This is a genomic window from Serratia sp. CY27727 (assembly GCF_052169275.1).
GTDB classification, from domain to species: domain Bacteria; phylum Pseudomonadota; class Gammaproteobacteria; order Enterobacterales; family Enterobacteriaceae; genus Serratia; species Serratia sarumanii.
This window is the reverse complement of record NZ_JBJNLB010000006.1, coordinates 25,944-44,232: the sequence shown is the minus strand read 5'-3', so window position 1 is coordinate 44,232 and position 18,289 is coordinate 25,944. Positions and strand designations below refer to the sequence as shown.

21 protein-coding genes and 1 pseudogene are annotated in these 18,289 nt (G+C 56.4%); 10 read left to right on the top strand and 12 right to left on the bottom strand.

Annotated elements, in window-relative coordinates; all coding sequences use genetic code 11:
* Positions 1-48: 48 nt before the first annotated feature.
* Positions 49-1,516: pseudogene (locus ACJ8HB_RS15735) on the top strand (DUF637 domain-containing protein); the annotation flags it as partial.
* Positions 1,517-1,525: 9 nt separating this feature from the next.
* Positions 1,526-1,891, top strand: coding sequence for a DUF596 domain-containing protein (locus ACJ8HB_RS15730; RefSeq protein ID WP_047571751.1), 366 nt, complete (start codon positions 1,526-1,528; stop codon positions 1,889-1,891).
* 208 nt (positions 1,892-2,099) lie between these two features.
* Here ACJ8HB_RS15730 and ACJ8HB_RS15725 read toward each other — a convergent pair whose 3' ends face one another.
* Complete coding sequence (locus tag ACJ8HB_RS15725; RefSeq protein ID WP_071883832.1) at positions 2,100-2,315, bottom strand: hypothetical protein; 216 nt, start codon at positions 2,313-2,315, stop codon at positions 2,100-2,102.
* 311 nt (positions 2,316-2,626) lie between these two features.
* Between ACJ8HB_RS15725 and ACJ8HB_RS15720 the strand changes: the two genes are divergently transcribed.
* Positions 2,627-3,931 (top strand): hypothetical protein, encoded by a 1,305-nt coding sequence (locus ACJ8HB_RS15720; protein ID WP_047571003.1) that lies wholly within the window; start codon positions 2,627-2,629, stop codon positions 3,929-3,931.
* Between the two features lie 69 nt (positions 3,932-4,000).
* Here the strand turns inward: ACJ8HB_RS15720 and speG are convergent, their stop codons facing one another.
* From speG to purM, 3 genes are all read right to left on the bottom strand, one after another.
* Positions 4,001-4,552: a spermidine N1-acetyltransferase gene (speG, locus tag ACJ8HB_RS15715; RefSeq protein ID WP_004941631.1), complete on the bottom strand. Its 552-nt coding sequence runs from the start codon at positions 4,550-4,552 to the stop codon at positions 4,001-4,003.
* A 113-nt stretch (positions 4,553-4,665) separates the two neighbouring features.
* Positions 4,666-5,304, bottom strand: a complete 639-nt coding sequence (purN, locus tag ACJ8HB_RS15710) for a phosphoribosylglycinamide formyltransferase (RefSeq protein WP_049194849.1) — start codon at positions 5,302-5,304, stop codon at positions 4,666-4,668.
* Positions 5,304-6,341: a phosphoribosylformylglycinamidine cyclo-ligase gene (gene purM, locus ACJ8HB_RS15705; RefSeq protein WP_025303843.1), complete on the bottom strand. Its 1,038-nt coding sequence runs from the start codon at positions 6,339-6,341 to the stop codon at positions 5,304-5,306. Before purM ends, purN begins: the two co-directional genes overlap by 1 nt.
* Positions 6,342-6,596: 255 nt before the next feature.
* Between purM and upp the strand changes: the two genes are divergently transcribed.
* The 3 genes from upp to ACJ8HB_RS15690 all read left to right on the top strand — a co-directional run bounded on the left by upp (position 6,597) and on the right by ACJ8HB_RS15690 (position 9,348).
* Positions 6,597-7,223, top strand: a complete 627-nt coding sequence (gene upp / locus ACJ8HB_RS15700) for a uracil phosphoribosyltransferase (protein ID WP_004941642.1) — start codon at positions 6,597-6,599, stop codon at positions 7,221-7,223.
* Positions 7,224-7,299: 76 nt separating this feature from the next.
* Positions 7,300-8,589: a uracil permease gene (uraA, locus tag ACJ8HB_RS15695; RefSeq protein ID WP_033635515.1), complete on the top strand. Its 1,290-nt coding sequence runs from the start codon at positions 7,300-7,302 to the stop codon at positions 8,587-8,589.
* A gap of 108 nt (positions 8,590-8,697) precedes the next feature.
* On the top strand, positions 8,698-9,348 hold the full coding sequence (locus ACJ8HB_RS15690; RefSeq protein WP_094860006.1) for a DUF421 domain-containing protein: 651 nt from the start codon (positions 8,698-8,700) through the stop codon (positions 9,346-9,348).
* Positions 9,349-9,384: 36 nt separating this feature from the next.
* On the opposite strand, the gene ACJ8HB_RS15685 is transcribed toward ACJ8HB_RS15690, so the two are convergent.
* Positions 9,385-9,633, bottom strand: a complete 249-nt coding sequence (locus ACJ8HB_RS15685) for a GlsB/YeaQ/YmgE family stress response membrane protein (RefSeq protein WP_033635514.1) — start codon at positions 9,631-9,633, stop codon at positions 9,385-9,387.
* Positions 9,634-9,666: 33 nt separating this feature from the next.
* Positions 9,667-10,182: a hypothetical protein gene (locus ACJ8HB_RS15680; RefSeq protein ID WP_060423957.1), complete on the bottom strand. Its 516-nt coding sequence runs from the start codon at positions 10,180-10,182 to the stop codon at positions 9,667-9,669.
* 272 nt (positions 10,183-10,454) lie between these two features.
* On the opposite strand from ACJ8HB_RS15680, the gene hda reads away from it, so the two are divergent.
* A complete protein-coding gene (hda, locus tag ACJ8HB_RS15675; RefSeq protein ID WP_025159568.1) occupies positions 10,455-11,156 on the top strand; it encodes a DnaA inactivator Hda in 702 nt (233 codons plus the stop codon).
* 7 nt (positions 11,157-11,163) lie between these two features.
* On the opposite strand, the gene ACJ8HB_RS15670 is transcribed toward hda, so the two are convergent.
* The 4 genes from ACJ8HB_RS15670 to ACJ8HB_RS15655 all read right to left on the bottom strand — a co-directional run bounded on the left by ACJ8HB_RS15670 (position 11,164) and on the right by ACJ8HB_RS15655 (position 13,997).
* Positions 11,164-11,709: a helix-turn-helix transcriptional regulator gene (locus ACJ8HB_RS15670; protein ID WP_041036242.1), complete on the bottom strand. Its 546-nt coding sequence runs from the start codon at positions 11,707-11,709 to the stop codon at positions 11,164-11,166.
* A gap of 13 nt (positions 11,710-11,722) precedes the next feature.
* Positions 11,723-11,953: a hypothetical protein gene (locus ACJ8HB_RS15665; RefSeq protein WP_033644019.1), complete on the bottom strand. Its 231-nt coding sequence runs from the start codon at positions 11,951-11,953 to the stop codon at positions 11,723-11,725.
* 200 nt (positions 11,954-12,153) lie between these two features.
* Positions 12,154-12,507, bottom strand: coding sequence for an arsenate reductase (glutaredoxin) (gene arsC, locus ACJ8HB_RS15660; RefSeq protein ID WP_033648817.1), 354 nt, complete (start codon positions 12,505-12,507; stop codon positions 12,154-12,156).
* A gap of 20 nt (positions 12,508-12,527) precedes the next feature.
* Entirely contained in the window at positions 12,528-13,997 is a 1,470-nt protein-coding gene (locus ACJ8HB_RS15655; RefSeq protein ID WP_033635508.1) for a beta-barrel assembly-enhancing protease, read from the bottom strand.
* Positions 13,998-14,336: 339 nt separating this feature from the next.
* Here ACJ8HB_RS15655 and ACJ8HB_RS15650 point away from each other — a divergent pair, with 339 nt between their 5' ends.
* Positions 14,337-14,876: an RrF2 family transcriptional regulator gene (locus tag ACJ8HB_RS15650; protein WP_047571015.1), complete on the top strand. Its 540-nt coding sequence runs from the start codon at positions 14,337-14,339 to the stop codon at positions 14,874-14,876.
* Between the two features lie 158 nt (positions 14,877-15,034).
* Positions 15,035-16,243, top strand: coding sequence for an NAD(P)/FAD-dependent oxidoreductase (locus ACJ8HB_RS15645; RefSeq protein ID WP_094860005.1), 1,209 nt, complete (start codon positions 15,035-15,037; stop codon positions 16,241-16,243).
* 34 nt (positions 16,244-16,277) lie between these two features.
* On the opposite strand, the gene ACJ8HB_RS15640 is transcribed toward ACJ8HB_RS15645, so the two are convergent.
* Positions 16,278-16,739, bottom strand: coding sequence for an Lrp/AsnC family transcriptional regulator (locus tag ACJ8HB_RS15640; RefSeq protein WP_041036238.1), 462 nt, complete (start codon positions 16,737-16,739; stop codon positions 16,278-16,280).
* A 193-nt stretch (positions 16,740-16,932) separates the two neighbouring features.
* Here ACJ8HB_RS15640 and ACJ8HB_RS15635 point away from each other — a divergent pair, with 193 nt between their 5' ends.
* Entirely contained in the window at positions 16,933-17,550 is a 618-nt protein-coding gene (locus ACJ8HB_RS15635) for a LysE family translocator (protein WP_033635505.1), read from the top strand.
* A gap of 20 nt (positions 17,551-17,570) precedes the next feature.
* On the opposite strand, the gene ACJ8HB_RS15630 is transcribed toward ACJ8HB_RS15635, so the two are convergent.
* The gene (locus ACJ8HB_RS15630) at positions 17,571-18,023 is read right to left on the bottom strand and encodes a GNAT family N-acetyltransferase (protein ID WP_033635504.1); all 453 of its coding nucleotides are present in this window, start codon (positions 18,021-18,023) and stop codon (positions 17,571-17,573) included.
* Positions 18,024-18,289: the final 266 nt, after the last annotated feature.

The window sequence follows — 18,289 nt, the reverse complement described above, 5'->3', positions numbered from 1 at the left end:
TCCGGAGCCGTTTTCTCTTGATGTTGTATTCCATATAAACGCCGATAGGACGCGGCGGGCAAACCGCTTAATCCAAACAACGTCAAACTGCCGCAGCTGAGCAACGGTGACTGGAGCAAGGTGGCGCAGCGGGTGGCCGGGCAATCGGTCATCAGCTCCAGCCTGAATACCGCCATTAACGGTGGCAGCTTCAAGGACAACCTGACCAATGCGCTGCTGGCGAATATCGGCAGCCAGGTTCAGGCCGAAGGCGCCAACCTGATTGGGGATAACGGCGACGTTCTGGGTGCGGCCGGGAAGTCAGTCAGCCATGCGGTTGTGGCGGGCATCGCCGCGGAAATCGGGCGCGGCGACGGTAAAGGGGCTGCTGCAGGAGCGCTGGCGGCGGAGCTGGCCGGGGTCGTGATGCAGAGCACGCTGTTCGAACCGGCCAATCTCAACGAAAAGGAACGCCAGCTCTACCGTCTGCAGGAAGCGCTAAACGGCAATGAAGTAAAAGAGCAAACGGCACGAGTGATCGGGGCTTTGACCGGGGCGTTGACAACGCATACGCCGGAAGGCGCCTACAGTGCTGCGGACAGCGCGCAGTCGGTTTATCGCTACAACATGACCGAACATATGTTGATGCAGTATGCGCTGGATAATCAGAAAGACATTTTGGCCGCTGATAAAGGTGATGTTGCTGCGGCAAAACGTGTTGTGGCTCGCCGAGAAGCTGCCGCAATAGTGGCGACCGTAGGTGGCGGCGGTCTGGTACTTACTGCGGGGGGGAATGACGCTGGTGGGAGCTGCGCCAGAATTGGTTCTGGCGGCACGATTGGCGATTGCCGGTTGCAAAACCAACCCCGCGCTTTGCCTGAACCAAGCCGGTATTTATGCGGCAGACATTGTGGCTCCAGAGGCGATTATTGGTACTGGCGCCATAACGACCGGCAGCACATTGATTTTGGGTAAGACTGAAGACAGCGTGAGGAAGTTGAGCCGACAGCTGGTGAACGCTTCCGATGAAATATACAAAACAAAAACGCTCAACACTCAGCCGGTTGCCGATTTTATCAAAGGAGAAACAGCAGCCGGGGCGAATTTGTCGACTAAAACGGCAGATTATTTGCGGGAAATACAGAAGGTTAACACTAATCAGTTGGTTAAACTTTTCGACAAAACGCAGCCAGATGGTAATGTAACTGTTTTTGGTAAGTCTGTAGCTCAAGTTTTAGGCGATGGAGGGAGTAATAGAAAAGGAACAACAAAAGTTTTTGCTTCTGAATCACTTAGCGATAAGGATATCTATGATTATGCGCAATCACTTGCTGGAGGTCTCCCTCTCAACGAGGTGAGAAACGCGAAAGGTATTGTGTACTATGCAAAGTTTGAAGGGAAAATAATAAACCTTAGAAACTATTCTACAAGTGCACAAGAGTCGAAAGCTCGGTGGACGATTGATATTATTGGGAATAAAGATATAAACAAAGTATCGAATCTCTCCGATAACAAGTTTGAACTCAAGTTTAGATAGGTGATCTATATGCTTACAATAGAGCAATATGAAAATAGGAAGGAAGCTCTTGTGGGAGCATCGATGGTGACTATTTGGGAAAATATTCATCCGGATAGTCTATCAGGGAAGATCTGCCTTTCTTTTTGTGAGGAAAAGGAGTTATTCCTCTGGTTTATTAAGCATTTGATGAATGAAGGGATAGTAAAACTTGGCAACGGGGGTGAGTTTTTGAAAGGAACAGTGAAAGAGCAGCTCGATAAACTTAGAGCCAGTTTCCCTAATACTCCTGAAGAGATGGAGTATGGCGCTTTTAATGGGTATTGGTTTTTATCTGATGCATGTCCCGCTGGCCTTGTCTGGATTCACGAAAACGGTTATCAAGATTGGACTTAGATGCTGTTATTATAAATAATGTGTAATATTATTGTTTAACTGCTAAAAACCCGCTGTTGCGGGTTTTTAGTTTTTTTTAACTTATATCTATTCCCTCTCGGTTGCTATAAGTGATTCTGTTAGAGTGCATATGCGTTACAAAGTACTCTTTTTGATAATACGTCTCGCGCATAACTTGTTCTGCGATATCTATGATGAAAGTTGGCCTTTAACGTCCCCGCCCCGAAACCCGCAAGACCAGCCCTATCAACAGCAACGCAGCGCCCGAGGCATAGAGCGGGAACCAGCGTGTCCACCAGAGCGGGGAAAACAGCGGTACAGCGTTTGAGTTACTGGTGGCGTAGTGGCCATAGAGATTCAATGAAAACGCAATAATTAAAATAATAAGGCTAATAAAGATAAATAAGCTTGATACTTTATGCATGAAATTTCTCGCTCGTAGGTAACATAAAATAGGTCTGAATTTTTATTTAATCTTACTATCTTAATGTGACTCTGTTGTTAACGTTACTCCGTAATGTGAGCGCGTTCATAGAATACTTCCCTTTTTTCGAAAAAAGATAGTCCTATAGGTGTGCATTATTTTATCGGATGATGAATGATCTGTCATCGATTATACAACACATATGACTTTGCATTTTTATATCTGCGGGTAATCTGTCTATACAAGCCTTGGCTCAGCTCCGTGACAGAAGAGTCAATCTACAATGAGACAGTATAAACAGGAGAAGTAATATGGCGTCATCCAATGCAATGAATATTCTCGACTTTGTTGAGGCAGGCGAAGGAAATAATTTAACTAACGCATTTCTTCGCCTTGCCAAGAAAATTAATGAGAATCCTAACCCGGTCTGGGAATCCCTCGGCGGTAAGGTCATCGTGCCTGCCGGTACCTACAGCATCACTAAGCAGATCGTTTTTTTAAAGCCAGGGGTACACATCGTTGGGGAGGGGATTCAGTCAACGAAGTTACTCCTCACGGCTGACCTGGGGGAGCTGGGGGCCGTTTTCAAATTTGACTCTGATATTGCGGGGTACTCTACCGTTGGTGTGTGCGTCAAAGATATCTCGATCAATATGGCCAGTCATACCGGGAGCGCAATTGTTTTACGTAAGCCCTATGACGGTTTTATCCTGGAGAATATCAATATTGATAATTTGGCGGACAGCGGTATCGGCATCGTTATCGAGCCAGATAACGATAATAATCCGTCGGACAAAGTCTCCCAGACGCTAACGGCAGTAAACGTCATCGTAAAACATACCAATATGACGGCAACAGCGCCTTGTTTTTATGCTGAGGCATTACAAGAGGCCGTCTTCATCAATTGCAAAGCGTTTGGCGGCCCAGAGAGCTATGTTAACCAGGCGCCATGCCACGGTTTTTTATTTGTAGATTGCCGCGGTATCACCTTGATTGGCTGCAGCGTGGCGTTTACCGGTTTGCACGGTATTTCTATCGTTTGTTCTAACCGCCCTTCAACAGGGTTCTTCTTGTATGGCACAACGGCAGAATCTTGCAAAGGGATCGTTAAAGCGTCAGGAAGCACCAATGGCAGTGTCAGTCAGCTTTATATTGACTTCGTACGCTCGGAGGGAGGAACGGAGAATACGGTAGGCACCTTTTCACTCAATAAAGTTATCGAGGCCAGCATTAATTCGGGAACGAACTCGGTCACGATCGATAGCCAAAGCGCTCTGGTATCCGTTTCATCTCTTGATGTGGGTAAAGTCAAAAATTCCGGTCAGAACTGCTTGGTCATCGGATTGCCTTCGGGGGCAAATAATGGGTATTCGATTAATGCTAGTGCTTTCAGCGTGGCGAAAGAAGGAACTAAAATTATCAATGGCAATACCGATTTGATTGAAATGCATGCCTCCGGTGCCCGTGTGGTCGCTATCGATTACCCCTGGAGCGAAGGCAATACGTCGCTAAGCCTGCTGACGAACAGAAAAGGGAAGATGGGGTTTGAGCGAGTGTTGCTGGGGGAGGAGAACAGTGCCGGAACCGGTTTTAGAGCGCTTAAAATAGTGAACTAACCGGGCTAATGCCTTTATATGATAGGAAAAAACCCGCCTGCGCGGGTTTTCTCTTTTTCTTGCTGACCGTCACTTCACCAGCGGCTTATCATTGGGGGTTTTGAACTTCGCCAGGTATTGCGGCTGGAAGATGCACATGCGCAGCACGGTGCGGTATTCGCCGTTGACGAAGAACTCGTCGATCAGCTCGCCTTCCACGTTGAAGCCCAGCTTGCTGTAGATGTGGATCGCCTTCGGGTTCTCTTTGTCGACGATCAGGTACAGCTTGTACAGGTTCAACACCGAGAAGCCGTAGTCCATCGCCAGGCGGGCGGCGGTGCTGGCATAGCCTTTGCCCTGGTGGGCGGGATCGATGATGATCTGGAACTCTGCGCGGCGGTGGATGTGATCGATCTCCACCAGCTCCACCAGGCCGACCTTGGCGCCTTCGTGCTCGATGATAAAGCGGCGCTCGCTCTGATCGTGGATGTGTTTGTCGTAGAGATCGGAAAGCTCGACAAAGGCTTCGTAAGGTTCTTCAAACCAATAGCGCATAACGCTGGCGTTGTTGTCCATCTGGTGGACGAACGACAGATCGTCCCGTTCCAATGGGCGTAACCTGACGCTGGCAGTGCTGGACATGTGGGCTCCTCTGTGCCGTGAAATTGTGCAAAGTATAACTTCACAGAATGGATGAAGGCGAAAAAAAACGGCGCCGCGTGGGCGCCGTTTAGGCAAGGTTCAGGCTGCGCGCATCAGTCGGCGGCGTGGCCCTGCTCAGGCAGGCGTTCGCCGTCCAGCCAGGCGGCGCCATCGCGCATCGCCAGGCGGCCGTCGACGAACCAGCTCACCACCAGCGGATAGATCGTGTGTTCCTGGGTTTGCACCCGTTCAACCACGTCATCCTCTTCGTCGTCAGCGAAAATCGGCACCTTGGCCTGCAAAATCACCGGGCCGCCGTCGAGCTGTTCGGTCACGAAGTGCACCGAGGTGCCGTGTTCGCTGTCGCCGTTGTCGATGGCCTGACGGTGGGTATGCAGCCCGGGGTATTTCGGCAGCAGGGAAGGGTGGATGTTCAGCATGCGGCCGGCATAACGCTGCACGAACTGCGGGCTGAGGATGCGCATGTAGCCGGCCAGCACCACCAGATCGGGTTGGTGCTGGTCGATGGCGTCCGCCAACGCGGCGTCGAACGCCGTGCGATCGGCATAGGCCTTGGCATCCAGCGCCTGGGTGGCGATGCCCGCCGCCTCGGCGCGCTGCAGGCCGTAAGCCTGCGCCTTGTTGCTGAACACCGCCACGATCTCGGCGGCGATGCGGCCCTGCTGGCAGGCGTCAATCAGCGCCTGGAGATTGCTCCCCTGGCCGGAGACCAACACCACGATCTTTTTCATCAGTTGATGACCACTTGTTGTTCGTCGGAAGAGGCGGTCAGTTTACCGATTTTCCACGCTTTTTCACCTGCCGCGGTCAGCAGCGCGATGGCCGCTTCCACTTCGGCTTCCGGCAGGGCGATGACCATGCCTACGCCGCAGTTGAAGGTGCGGTACATTTCATGACGGCTGACGTTGCCGGCCTGCTGCAGCCAGGTGAACACCGCCGGCCACTGCCAGCTGGCTTCGTCGATCACCGCCTGCATGCCTTCCGGCAGCACGCGTGGAATGTTTTCCCAGAAGCCGCCGCCGGTGAGGTGAGCGATGGCGTGTACGTCCGCCTTCTCGATCAGCTCCAGCACGGACTTCACGTAAATCTTGGTCGGCGCCAGCAGGTGGTCGGCCAGCGGTTTGCCTTCCAGCTGGGTGGCGGTCGGATCGGTGTTGCTCACTTCCAGGATCTTGCGCACCAGCGAGTAGCCGTTGGAGTGCGGGCCGGAAGCGCCCAGGGCGATCAGCGCGTCGCCGGACTGCACTTTGCTGCCGTCGATGATCTCGGATTTTTCGACTACGCCGACGCAGAAACCGGCCACGTCGTAATCTTCGCCGTGGTACATGCCCGGCATTTCAGCGGTTTCGCCGCCCACCAGCGCACAGCCGGACTGTTTGCAGCCTTCGGCGATGCCGGTGATCACGCTGGCCGCGGTGTCCACATCCAGCTTGCCGGTCGCGTAGTAGTCGAGGAAGAACAGCGGCTCGGCGCCCTGAACCACCAGATCGTTGACGCACATCGCCACCAGATCGATGCCGATGGTGTCGTGGCGTTTCAGATCCATCGCCAGACGCAGCTTGGTGCCCACGCCGTCGGTACCGGAAACCAGCACCGGCTCGCGGTATTTCTGCGGCAACGCACACAGGGCGCCAAACCCGCCCAGACCGCCCATCACTTCCGGGCGACGGGTCTGTTTAACTACACCTTTGATGCGGTCTACCAATGCGTTGCCAGCATCGATATCGACACCTGCGTCTTTATAGCTGAGAGAGGTTTTGTCGGTCACTGCGCGATTCCCCACGACGGTTTGCGGTTTGAAAACTGTGCTTCCGATGTTGATTCCGGAATAAGGCGCGGCAATTCTAACAGCGCAGGCAAACGTTTGCGAGCGGCTTGTGAACCGGCTCCGCTTTTTCGTCATCTATACTGATATTCAAACTTTTGTTGATCCCGATCGGGCTATTGTGGGTGGCGCGGCGAAAAAAAGGAGGTATAATCCCGCGATTTTTTTGGCCGCAACCACCTTAATAGGAGAAAAATGATGAAGATCGTTGAGGTGAAACACCCGCTGGTAAAACACAAGCTTGGCCTGATGCGCGAAAATGACATCAGCACCAAACGCTTCCGTGAGCTGGCCTCAGAAGTGGGTAGTTTACTGACCTATGAAGCGACCGCCGATCTGGAGACGGAAAAAGTCACCATCGAAGGCTGGTGCGGGCCAGTTGAAGTGGATCAGATCAAAGGGAAAAAGATTACCGTAGTGCCGATCCTGCGCGCAGGCCTGGGCATGATGGAAGGGGTGCTGGAGCATGTGCCGAGCGCGCGCATCAGCGTGGTGGGCGTATACCGCGACGAAGAAACCCTGGAGCCGGTGCCGTACTTCCAGAAGCTGGTTTCCAACATCGAAGAGCGCATGGCGCTGGTCGTCGACCCGATGCTGGCCACCGGCGGTTCGATGATCGCCACTATCGATCTGCTGAAGAAAGCCGGCTGCCACAGCATCAAGGTGCTGGTTCTGGTGGCGGCGCCGGAAGGCATCGCCGCGCTGGAGAAAGCGCACCCGGACGTTGAGCTGTACACCGCCTCCATCGATCAGTGCCTGAACGACAAGGGCTACATCGTGCCTGGCCTGGGCGATGCGGGCGACAAGATATTTGGTACCAAGTAAACATTTGAGCCGACTTAACGAGTCGGCTTTTTTTTGACTAAAACCTATAAAACCAATAAACCGAGGAAAAGCACACATGACCCGTCGCGCCATCGGCGTCAGCGAGCGCCCGCCGCTGCTCCAGACCATTCCGCTCAGTTTCCAGCACCTGTTCGCCATGTTCGGCGCCACCGTGCTGGTGCCTATCCTGTTCAAGATCAACCCGGCGACCGTGCTGCTGTTCAACGGCATTGGCACGCTGCTGTATCTGTTCATCTGTAAAGGCAAGATCCCGGCCTACCTCGGTTCCAGCTTCGCGTTTATCTCGCCGGTGCTGCTGCTGTTGCCGCTCGGTTACGAAGTGGCGTTGGGCGGTTTCATCATGTGCGGCGTGCTGTTTTGCCTGGTGGCGCTGATCGTGAAAAAGGCAGGCACCGGCTGGCTGGACGTGATGTTCCCGCCGGCGGCGATGGGGGCGATCGTCGCCGTCATCGGGCTGGAGTTGGCGGGCGTGGCGGCCAACATGGCGGGGCTGCTGCCGGCGGAAGGCACCAGCGCCGATTCGACCACCATCACCATTTCGCTGGTGACGCTGGCGGTCACGGTGCTCGGCTCGGTGCTGTTCCGCGGCTTCCTGGCGATTATCCCGATCCTGATCGGTGTGCTGGTGGGCTATGCGCTGTCGTTCTTCATGGGCGTGGTGGATTTGACTCCGATTCGCGAGGCGCACTGGTTCGCGCTGCCGACCTTCTACACTCCGCGCTTTGAGTGGTTCGCCATCTTCACCATTCTGCCGGCGGCGCTGGTGGTGATCGCCGAGCACGTCGGCCACCTGGTGGTGACCGCCAACATCGTGAAGAAAGATCTGATCCGCGATCCCGGGCTGCACCGCTCGATGTTCGCCAACGGCATTTCGACGGTGTTCTCCGGCTTCTTCGGCTCTACGCCGAACACCACCTACGGTGAGAACATCGGCGTGATGGCCATCACCAAGGTCTACAGCACCTGGGTGATCGGTGGCGCGGCGGTGTTGGCGATCCTGCTGTCCTGCATCGGTAAGCTGGCGGCGGCGATCCAGGCGGTGCCGGTGCCGGTGATGGGCGGCGTTTCCCTGCTGCTGTACGGTGTGATCGGCGCCTCGGGCATTCGCGTGCTGATCGAGTCCAAAGTGGATTACAACAAAGCGCAAAACCTGATTTTGACCTCGGTGATCCTGATCATCGGCGTGAGCGGCGCCAAGGTGCATATCGGCGCGGCGGAGCTGAAAGGCATGGCGCTGGCGACCATCGTGGGTATCGGCCTGAGCCTGCTGTTCAAGGTCATCAGCCTGTTCCGCAAGGAAGAAGAGGTGCTCGACGCGCCGGACGAACCGGCGAAGCAGAAGTAACGAAAAGGGCAGCCCAGGGGCTGCCCTTTTTACTCGTATTTCTGCCTTTACATCCGTTGGGATAAAGTAGCTGATAGCATTAACAACATCGATTAAAAGGAAAAGGATATGGAGTACTACGGATATATTTTGCTCAAATTTGTTATTGGCTTTGTCATTGTTATCACCCACTTGAACCTGTCCGGAAAGACCCAGCTATCGCAAATGACCCCTGTGGATTTTATCGGCAACTTTGTGCTCGGGGGCATTATTGGGGGCGTTATCTATAGCGACAGCATCCCTTTGTACCAGTATGTCGTTGTACTGCTTATCGGGGTAGGGCTAATTTCTCTGTTGAATGCAATCAGTAAACACTGCAACTTCTTTCGTTCGGTCACTATCGGCAACCCGATACCAATTATAAAAAACGGCCGCTTTTTAATGGAAAATATTTTAGCCAAGAAAAATAAAATCGATATCTTGAACGTTTCCTCACAGCTGCATGCGCAGGGGATTCACGCTTTTCAAGAGATTGTTTATGCGCAAATTGAGCCGGGCGGTCAGATCACCGCGGTATGTGAGGGAAATGAGCTGCCTTCGATTATCATTATGAAAAATGACAGGGCCAGGCCTTATGAGCTGCAGGAGATTAATAAAGATGAGGAGTGGTTGAGCCAAACTATCCGTGAACACGGTATAGAGCCGAAAGATATTTTTATTGCTGAGTTTTGGGACGGGAGAACCGCGTTCATTCTTAATGACGGACGCATGGTCAAATAGTGAAAAAGGGGGGAGCCTCAGCCCCCCAATATCATATTAGCTGCGAATTTTGCGGTACACGAACAGCACCACGATAGCGCCGATGACCGCCACCACAAAGCTGCCGAAGTTGAAGCCGTCAACCTTGCCGTAGCCGAAGAAGGTGCTGATATAGCCGCCGACCACGGCGCCGATGATCCCCAGCACGATGGTCAGGATAAAGCCGCCGCCGTCTTTGCCGGGCATGATCCACTTAGCCAAAATACCGGCGATCAGGCCGAAAATAATCCAGGAAATAATCCCCATTTACTGCTCCTTTCTTTTGTGGCTGAGAATAGCTTACTGCTGGGTGGCCGGCTGCGTATTGCCGTTCACCGCCGCATCGGTCTCTTGTTTCAACTCTTGCGCTTTGTTTTCGGCGCTGCTCTTGATGGCTTCGGTCTTGGCCTTGGCCTGCTCGGTCAGATCGTTGGCGCCGTTGATGGCGTCGTTCTTGATGGCTTTAGCCTGATCCACCAACTGCTGGCTCTGTTTGCCTGCGTCGTCTTTGATCGCGGCGGCTTTGGCCTTGGCGTCGTTGGTGATGGCGTCCGCCTGTTTGGCGGCTTCATCTTTAATCGCCGAGGCTTTGTCCTTCAGCTGGTCTGCCTGGGTGGCGGCCTCTTTTTTGATTTCATCTGCCGTCGCTTTCGCCTTGTCCGTCAGATCGTCCGCTTTTTTCTGGGCGGCGTCTTTCATCTGCTCGGCGCTGTCTTTGGCTTTATCCAGGTTGGCGTCAACCTTGGACGAGTCATCACAGCCGGCAACCAACAACCCGATAAAGGAGGCCAACAGCACTTTATTCCATACTTTCATCGTCTATATCCTTGCAGAAACCTTGTTGATGGTGATTGCATTTAGCCTACCTATACTAGGTCAGATTTTACTTAAATTACAAATTTAACCTGCGCAGGCATGGAGTTAGGGAATGATATCGGACAATTCTTGCCTTGGCGGACACCGCAGCCGATCAAGCGGCGCTTAGGCATTGCTCACTATTGCGGCATAAGATCCTGCCGGTTCAACAGCGCCCGTTTTCTGTGTTAAACTGCCCACGTTTTTCTGCCAGTTTTGGTTGAGGTGCTTCTCTGAATACGCCGGCACAGCTTTCACTGCCACTTTATCTTCCCGATGATGAAACTTTCGCCAGTTTTTATCCGGGCGAGAACCCATCCCTATTAGCCGCGATCCAATCCGCCGTCCGTCAGGAACATGGCAGCTATATCTATTTTTGGTCGCGTGAAGGCGGCGGGCGCAGCCATCTGCTGCATGCGGCCTGTGCCGAGCTTTCGCAGAAGGGCGAGGCGGTGGGCTATGTGCCGCTCGACAAGCGCGCCTACTTCGTGCCTGAAGTGTTGGACGGCATGGAGCAGCTGGCGCTGGTCTGCATCGACAATATTGAATGCATCGCCGGCGACGAAGAGTGGGAGATGGCGATCTTCAACCTCTACAACCGCATTCTGGAAACCGGCCGCACCCGTTTGTTCATCACCGGAGATCGCCCGCCGCGCCAGCTGAACCTGCGTTTGCCGGATCTGGCTTCGCGCCTGGACTGGGGGCAGATCTACAAGCTGCAGCCGCTGTCGGACGAAGAGAAACTGCTGGCGCTGCAGCTGCGTGGCAAACTGCGCGGCTTCGAGCTGCCGGAAGACGTGGGCCGCTTCCTGTTGAAACGGCTGGATCGCGAGATGCGCACGCTGTTTATGACCCTCGATCAACTCGATCGCGCCTCGATCACCGCCCAGCGCAAGCTGACCATCCCGTTCGTTAAAGAGATCCTGGGGCTGTAGCGAGCCATCAAACCTGTTTTTCTGCATGTTCCAGCAGGGAGCTGTAGTGCTCAACCTGCTGGCGTTGCCGATCGCTTCGCAGTTGCAAAGCGAGATTGATATGTTCCAGACACTGCGCATTGTCTGCAAGCCGTGGGTCGATTTTCCCTTGTTGCGCCAACCAGGCCGCCACGTCAGCCCAGCGCCATAACGGTGAGGTGCCGCCGAGCCGTTGAATGGGAGAAGGGAAGCCGCCGGGGCCGCGAGTCCCGTCTTTTAGCATCGCGATCGCCTGACGCGACAGTTCAGTGAGCTCGGCAATATCGCTTAATCCCACCAGGCTGGAGTCTACCGATATCACCTTGGCGCCAATATTGGCAGACTCAATATCACTGATGGCGCTGCAAATCGCGTGCGCAAAGTTATCGCTTTCTCGATCGAACTCCAGGTAGACGGTTTTACCGTAGAAACAGATCAGCGCGTCATCGCATCCCGCTGCATGCAGCGCATCCTCCAACCCGGTGGTATCCGCGGTCACTCCATCTAGCGTCAATGAGAAATGAAAGAGCGTCATGGTGATTCTCCGGTTATTTTTTCTGCGACAGCGCCAGGCAGTGATCGACTTTGCGCCGAATCTGTTTGGCATGTACCTCTGGATTTTTCGGCGTGCTCCAGATGCTCATCATATGTTCTTGATGTCCGGCAAAGGCGCAATGCAGTCGTCCAAATGCGTGCCCTTTGCTGGGGCGAAAATGCCACCCCTGAGAAAGGGCGTAAGCTAATGCCGCCTGGATATGCTTGTCTGGGTGTTTTTTCATCGCTCGTCCAGTGATGCGATTAGGGTAGTGGGGGTGTTGACGATTGTCAACGCCTGTCTTGCCGTGAGGCTCGGCATTTGTGCAGCATAGCAACAGGAGAAGTTGAGGATGATGAAAAGTATTTATATAACAAACAATTAAAAATAGCCCTGTTCAGGGCTATTGGTATGTTACGGCTCAATAAGAGGCGGGTTGACCGTTTACAAAATCTCCAGCACCTGCTCCGGCGGCCGGCCGATGCGCGCCTTGCTGCCTTTCACCACGATCGGGCGTTCGATCAGTTTCGGGTTCGCCGTCATCGCCGCCAGCAGCTGTTCTTCGCTCAGGCTGTCGTCCGCCAGCTTCAATTCCTTGTACAGGTCTTCTTTCTTGCGCATCAGATCGCGCGCCGATGTGAAGCCCAGTTCCTTCAACAGCTTTTTCAGCTCATCGGCCGACGGGGGCGTTTCAAGGTACAGTACCACCTTGGGATCGACGCCGTGCTGTTCCAGCAGCGCCAGGGTTTCACGGCTCTTGGAGCAGCGCGGGTTGTGGTAAATCGTGACGTTTTTCATGGCGTTCATTCCTTGTTGCATCAGCTGCGCTGGTATTGGCGGAAGCGCTGTTGCAGTTGGCGCAGCTGGTCGATGCGCGCATCGTAGCGCGCCTGTTTCAGGCTGCCGAGTTTCTGCAGCGAGCTGGCATTGCTGAGCAGGCCGATGGCCTGATCGAGCCGGCCGGTCAGCGCCAGGCTTTCGGCGCGGGCCGACAGTTCTTCATCGCGCAGCCCTTGGGCGGCGCTGGCCTGCGCCAGCAGATCCCAGCCGTTCGGATCGTCCGGATGGGCAAAGGTGTAGCGGTTCAGGATCTTCGAGGCCTGCGCCGGCTGGTTGCCTTCGACATAGGCGTTGGCCAGGTTGAGCTGCAGCACCGGGTTGTTGCTCTGGGCGGCGTTGGCCGCCTGCAGCCGGGCGATGGCCTGCGGCGCGCGTTTCTGGCCGAGATCGATGTCGGTCATCAGGTCGATCAGCCAGACGTTTTTCGCATCCTGCGCCAGCATCGGCTGAATGATGTTGCGCGCGTCGTCGTATTTTTTCGCTTCATAGAACAGGATGGCGCGGCCGTATTTGGCGGCCGCCTGTTCGCGCACGTTGCCCTTGCTGAGCGAGCCGAGCAGCTCTTCGTTCAGGCCATAGCCCTCCGAACTGTACATGCCCAGTGCGCGCACCTTGGCCATCAGGTAATCCTGCGAAGACTGCACGATGTGTTTCGGCATCTGGTTGGCGCGGTTGCGCGCGTCGGAAAGGCGGCTGTCCGGCAACGGGTGCGTCAGCAACATTTCCGGCGGTTTGGAGGCGTAGCGCGACTGATCCGAGAGCTTCTGCAGGAAGTCGGGCATCGCTTCCGGATCGAATCCGGCGCGCTGCAGCACCTGAATGCCGATGCGGTCGGCTTCCTGTTCGTTCGACTGGGTAAAGCTGATCATGCCCTGCTGGGTGCCGGCCAGGGTGCCGCTCAGCGCCGCCATGCCCATAGTCGGGTTGGCCATCGCCAGCAGGATGGAGCCGAGCGCGCCCACCCAGGTCAGCGGGGCGTTGCGCTGCTGATCTTCCATTGCGCGCGCCAGGTGGCGCTGGGTGACGTGCGAGATTTCGTGTGCCAGCACCGAAGCCAGCTGGCTTTCGTTGTCGCTGACGCGCAGCAGCGCGGAGTGCAGCACCACGTTGCCGCCGAAGAAGGCGAAGGCGTTGATCTCGTCGTTGCGCACCAGATAGAAATGGAACGGCGTGCGCACCGAATAGGCGCTGGCCACCAGCCGGTTGCCCAACTGGTTGATGTACTGGCTCAGCAGCGGATCGTTGATCAGCGGGGCGCTGGCGCGCAGTTGGCGCACGTAGAAATCGCCCATCGCCAGCTCTTGTCCGATGCTCAGGGTGCCGCCGGCGGAGGTGCCCATATCCGGCAACTGATCCTGGCTTTCCGCCTGTGCTGGCGCCAGGGCGGTGGCGTTCAGCGTGCCGAGCAGCAGCACCGCTAACGCGGTTTTGGTCAACCGGTTGGTCATAGTCAGGCGTTTCCCTTAAATAATCATTTCTAAGACGTCAGCAGCAGACAAGAGTTCTTTATTCCCGCGGCGCAATCCGCGCGAAAGTGCGGCGGCTCACAAACCGCGGCGGCGGCACCCATCACATCATAGTCAGCCGCAGGCGACAAGGAAACGTTCGCCGGGCGCGGATCGGGCAAAAAAGTTTTATTTTTCATTTTGAAGGGCGTTTTTTCGTCGCTGGTGGTATGCATTCTGAATAAAACACGGATCAACTTTGTCCGTGTTTTATTGACAAGAGAAACGCAGACTCATATAGTCTGCGTTATTGAAGATTCATTGACGGTCGAAAACGGACACATGGCGTACATCACAACCAGCGTTGAATATGGCATCCACTGCCTGCTGTGGCTGGTCGGCGATAACCAGCGCGCGCTCAGCAGCCGCGAGCTCGCTGAACTGCAGGGCATCTCCCCCAGCTTTCTGGCCAAGATTTTCCCCAAGCTGGAAAAGGCAGGGATCGTCGCTGCCAGTGAAGGGGTGCGCGGCGGTTATCGTCTGGCGCGCCCGGCGGACGAGATCAGCTTCCTGCAGATCATCGACGCCATTGAAGGGCACAAGCCGCTGTTCGATTGCCAGGAGGTGCGCGGGCGCTGTGCGGTGTTCGACGATTCCCCGCCGGATTGGGCGGTTTCCGGCAAATGTGCCATCCACGCGGTGATGCTGCAGGCGGAGAAAGCGATGCGCGACGCGCTGGCGGTGCAGACCCTCGGCGCCGTCGCGGCCCGCTTTGGCCGCAAGGCGCCGCAGGGCTTCTTCGGTGAGGTCAACCTCTGGCTCGACGAGCGCATGACGGAACGCACCGCGCGCAGCGGCAAAACGGCGCGCGCCAAGACCTAACCACCACCTTTCCTTAAAGCGAAACACACTTTTCCCGCCTCTTCGGAAGGGGCGGGCGGGCCTTCTGCACCCTGTTACGGGAGCGGAACGGCATCGTTCATCCGAAAACTTGCGGGCAGCCTTATCGCCCGGTTAACCCTGTATGAAGGAGTCATCCCATGACGCAGAAAATAGTGATTGCCGGTTCCGGTTTTGCCGGTTTTTGGGCCGCCGTATCCGCCATGCGCGCCATTAACATCGCCGGTAAGCATGACGAGATCGAGGTGCTCATGGTTTCACCGACGCCCACGGTCACCATCCGGCCGCGCCTGTATGAAGCGGTGCTGGAAAACATGAACCCGGACATTTCCGCGCAGCTCGCCGCCGTCGGCGTGCGCCACCTGGCCGGGGCGGTAGAGCGCATCGACGCCGCCGCCAAGACGCTCACGGTGGCGCAGGCGACGGGGGAATCCCTTGAGCTGGTCTACGACCGCCTGGTGTGGGCCACCGGCAGTCGGCTCTCCGTGCCTGCGGTGCCGGGCTTTGCCGAATACGGTTTCAACGTCGATACGCTGGAAAGCGCGCAGCGTTTGGATGCCCATATCAAAGCACTGGCGGCCAAACCGTCGACGCCGGCGCGCAACACCGCCGTGGTGGTGGGTGCGGGGCTGACCGGGCTGGAGAGCGCGGCGGAGATGCCGCAGCGGCTACGGGATGTGCTGGGCAAAGACGAGAACGTGCGCGTGGTGATCGTCGATAGCGCGCCGGAAGTGGGCGCCGGGATGGGGGCGGAGCCGGGGGCGGTGATACGCCAGGCGCTGGCGGAGTGCGGCGTGGAAGCGCGGGCCGGCCTGCGCGTCTCGGCCATCGACGCCGAGGGGGTGATGCTGTCGAACGGTGAGCGCATCGCCGCCAACACGGTGATCCTGGCGGCGGGCGTGCGGGCGCATCCGCTGACCGAGCAGATCCCCGGCGAGCGCGACGGCAGCGGCCGGGTGATCGGCGACGCCTTCCTGCGCGCGCCGGCGGCGGCGGGCATTTTCGTGACCGGGGATACGGTGAAGGCGGCGACCGACGATCTCGGCAACCACAACCTGATGACTTGCCAGCATGCGATGAGTCTTGGCCGCGTGGCCGGCCACAATGCGGCGGCGGAGCTGGCGGGATTGCCGACGCACCCGTACAGCCAGCCGAAGTATGTGACCTGTCTGGATCTGGGGCCCTGGGGCGCGCTGTATACCGAAGGCTGGGATCGCCAGGTGCGTTTTACCCGTCAGGAAGGCAAAAAGATTAAGCAGGAGATCAATACGCAGTGGATTTATCCACCGGCGGCGGATCGCGAGGCGCTGTTCGCCGTAGCCAATCCGGATTTCGTGATTGTGCCTTAAAGAAGTCAAAACGGGAGCGGCAACGCTCCCATCGTCATTTTCCCAGCGGCAGGAACGAGCGCTCCGGCACCACGGTCTTCATCACCAGCGTGGAGCTCAGGCGCTGCACGCCCGGCAGAGCGGAGAGTTTCTCGTCGTAAAGCTGTTGAAAGGCGGGCAGATCTCGGGCGATCACGTGCAGCAGGTAGTCGGGATCGCCGAACAGCCGCTGCGCCTGCACCACCTGCGGAATGTCCATCATGGCGTTTTCGAAGGTTTCAACGGCGCGGCGATCGCCTTCGCGCATGGTGACGAACACCAGGGCGGAAAAGTTATAGCCCAGGCTGCCGGGGTCGAGCTGGGCGCGGTAACCTCTGATCACCCCGGATTCCTCTAACGTCCGCACCCGGCGGTGGCAGGGGGATACGCTCAACCCGATCCGCTCGGCCAGCTCGGTCACCGACAAACGGCCGTCGGCCTGCAGTTCAGCAAGAATCTTGCGATCAATCTTATCCATTTAGAAGAATTTCCCCTCTTATGCCGATTTCAGGCAAGTAATTGAAAGCACATTTTAATCCCTTGAGGATATTCTTGCCATCTGTTGAACGGTTTTGACGGCCGTCGCGGCAGGCGGGGCCGTTCTTCTTCCACGAGGAAAGCGCAATGGTTCTCTGTTCAGTGTGGCGCAGCGCGTTTGAGAGGGCGGCGGTATGACGCTCGCTCTGTTCGCCGCTTTTTGGGCGGTATCGATTTTGTTGGTGATCACGCCGGGTATGGATTGGGCCTATGTGATCTCGGCGGGCATTCGCGGCCGGGTGGTGGTGCCCGCCGTCGCCGGCTTGCTGTTTGGCCATTTATTGATGATTGCGATCGTAGTGGCGGGCGTCGGCGCGCTGCTGGTCGGCAACCCGCTGGCGCTGACGGCGCTTACCTTGCTGGGAGCGGCTTACCTCTTGTGGATCGGTTGCAACATGCTGCTGCACCCGCCGGTGCCCGGCGCCGGTGAAGATCAGCGTTCCGATTCCTGGCTGCGCTGGGCCGGCAAGGGCGTGTGCGTCAGCGGCCTGAACCCCAAGGTGTTTCTGCTGTTTTTGGCGCTGCTGCCGCAGTTTACCGACGCCCGGGCCGAATGGTCGGTGCCGATGCAGATGCTGGCGTTGGGCGTCGTGCATTTGATCAGCTGCGGCCTGGTGTATCTGCTGGTGGGATTCGGATCGCAGTCGGTACTGCGCACGCGCCCACAGGCCGCGAAGGTGGTGGGGCGCATCTCCGGCGCGGCGATGATCGTCATCGCCCTCGGGCTGCTGGCCGAGCAGGCGCTGAAATAGCGCCTGGTCAGCGAAAACACCTATCGTCGGTAGATGTCCGGCCGGGCGATCTGCCAGACAAAGTCGGGGCGGTTGATGGCGCTATAGCCCACTTTTTCATAGAGCCAGGGGGCGGTGCTGGTGACCAGCATGACTCGCCGCAGCGTCGCCATCAGCGGATGGGCCTGGCAGCATTCCGCCAGCCACAGACCCAGCCCGCTTTTTTGGTACGTTTCCAGCACGTACACGTCACACAGATAGCCGAAAGTGGCGTAATCGGTAACCAGCCGGGCGAACCCGATTTGCCTGGCGCCGTGATACAAACCGAAACACAGGCTGTGGGCGAGGGACTGGCGGACGGTCTCTTTATCAATGCCTTCCGCCCATGACGAACGGGTCAGAAATGCATGGATGGCATCGAGATCCAGCAGAGCGGGATCGGTGCTGACGAGATAGTCCGCACGCTGCCACTCCCGTGGGGCAGGGGTTGTCATGAGGGGGCTTCTCCTGTTGTCTGCTCGCTCGTTGTTAAGTGCCTGTACGCAGGGTGAGGCCGTTTATCGACGGTGTAAGGCGAGATAACCATGCGCGGCACCGGGATCGATAGCTGGCGTATTGGTTTTGATAATACGAGATGTCACCATGACTTTTAGAGAAGGAAGGAAAATAATTACGCTTGATTGCGTAAATAATAATGAGTATGTTTCTCATTCTCTTTGTTGTTCGCGGGCGCATGAAGGAGTTATTAGCCTGCATTAGC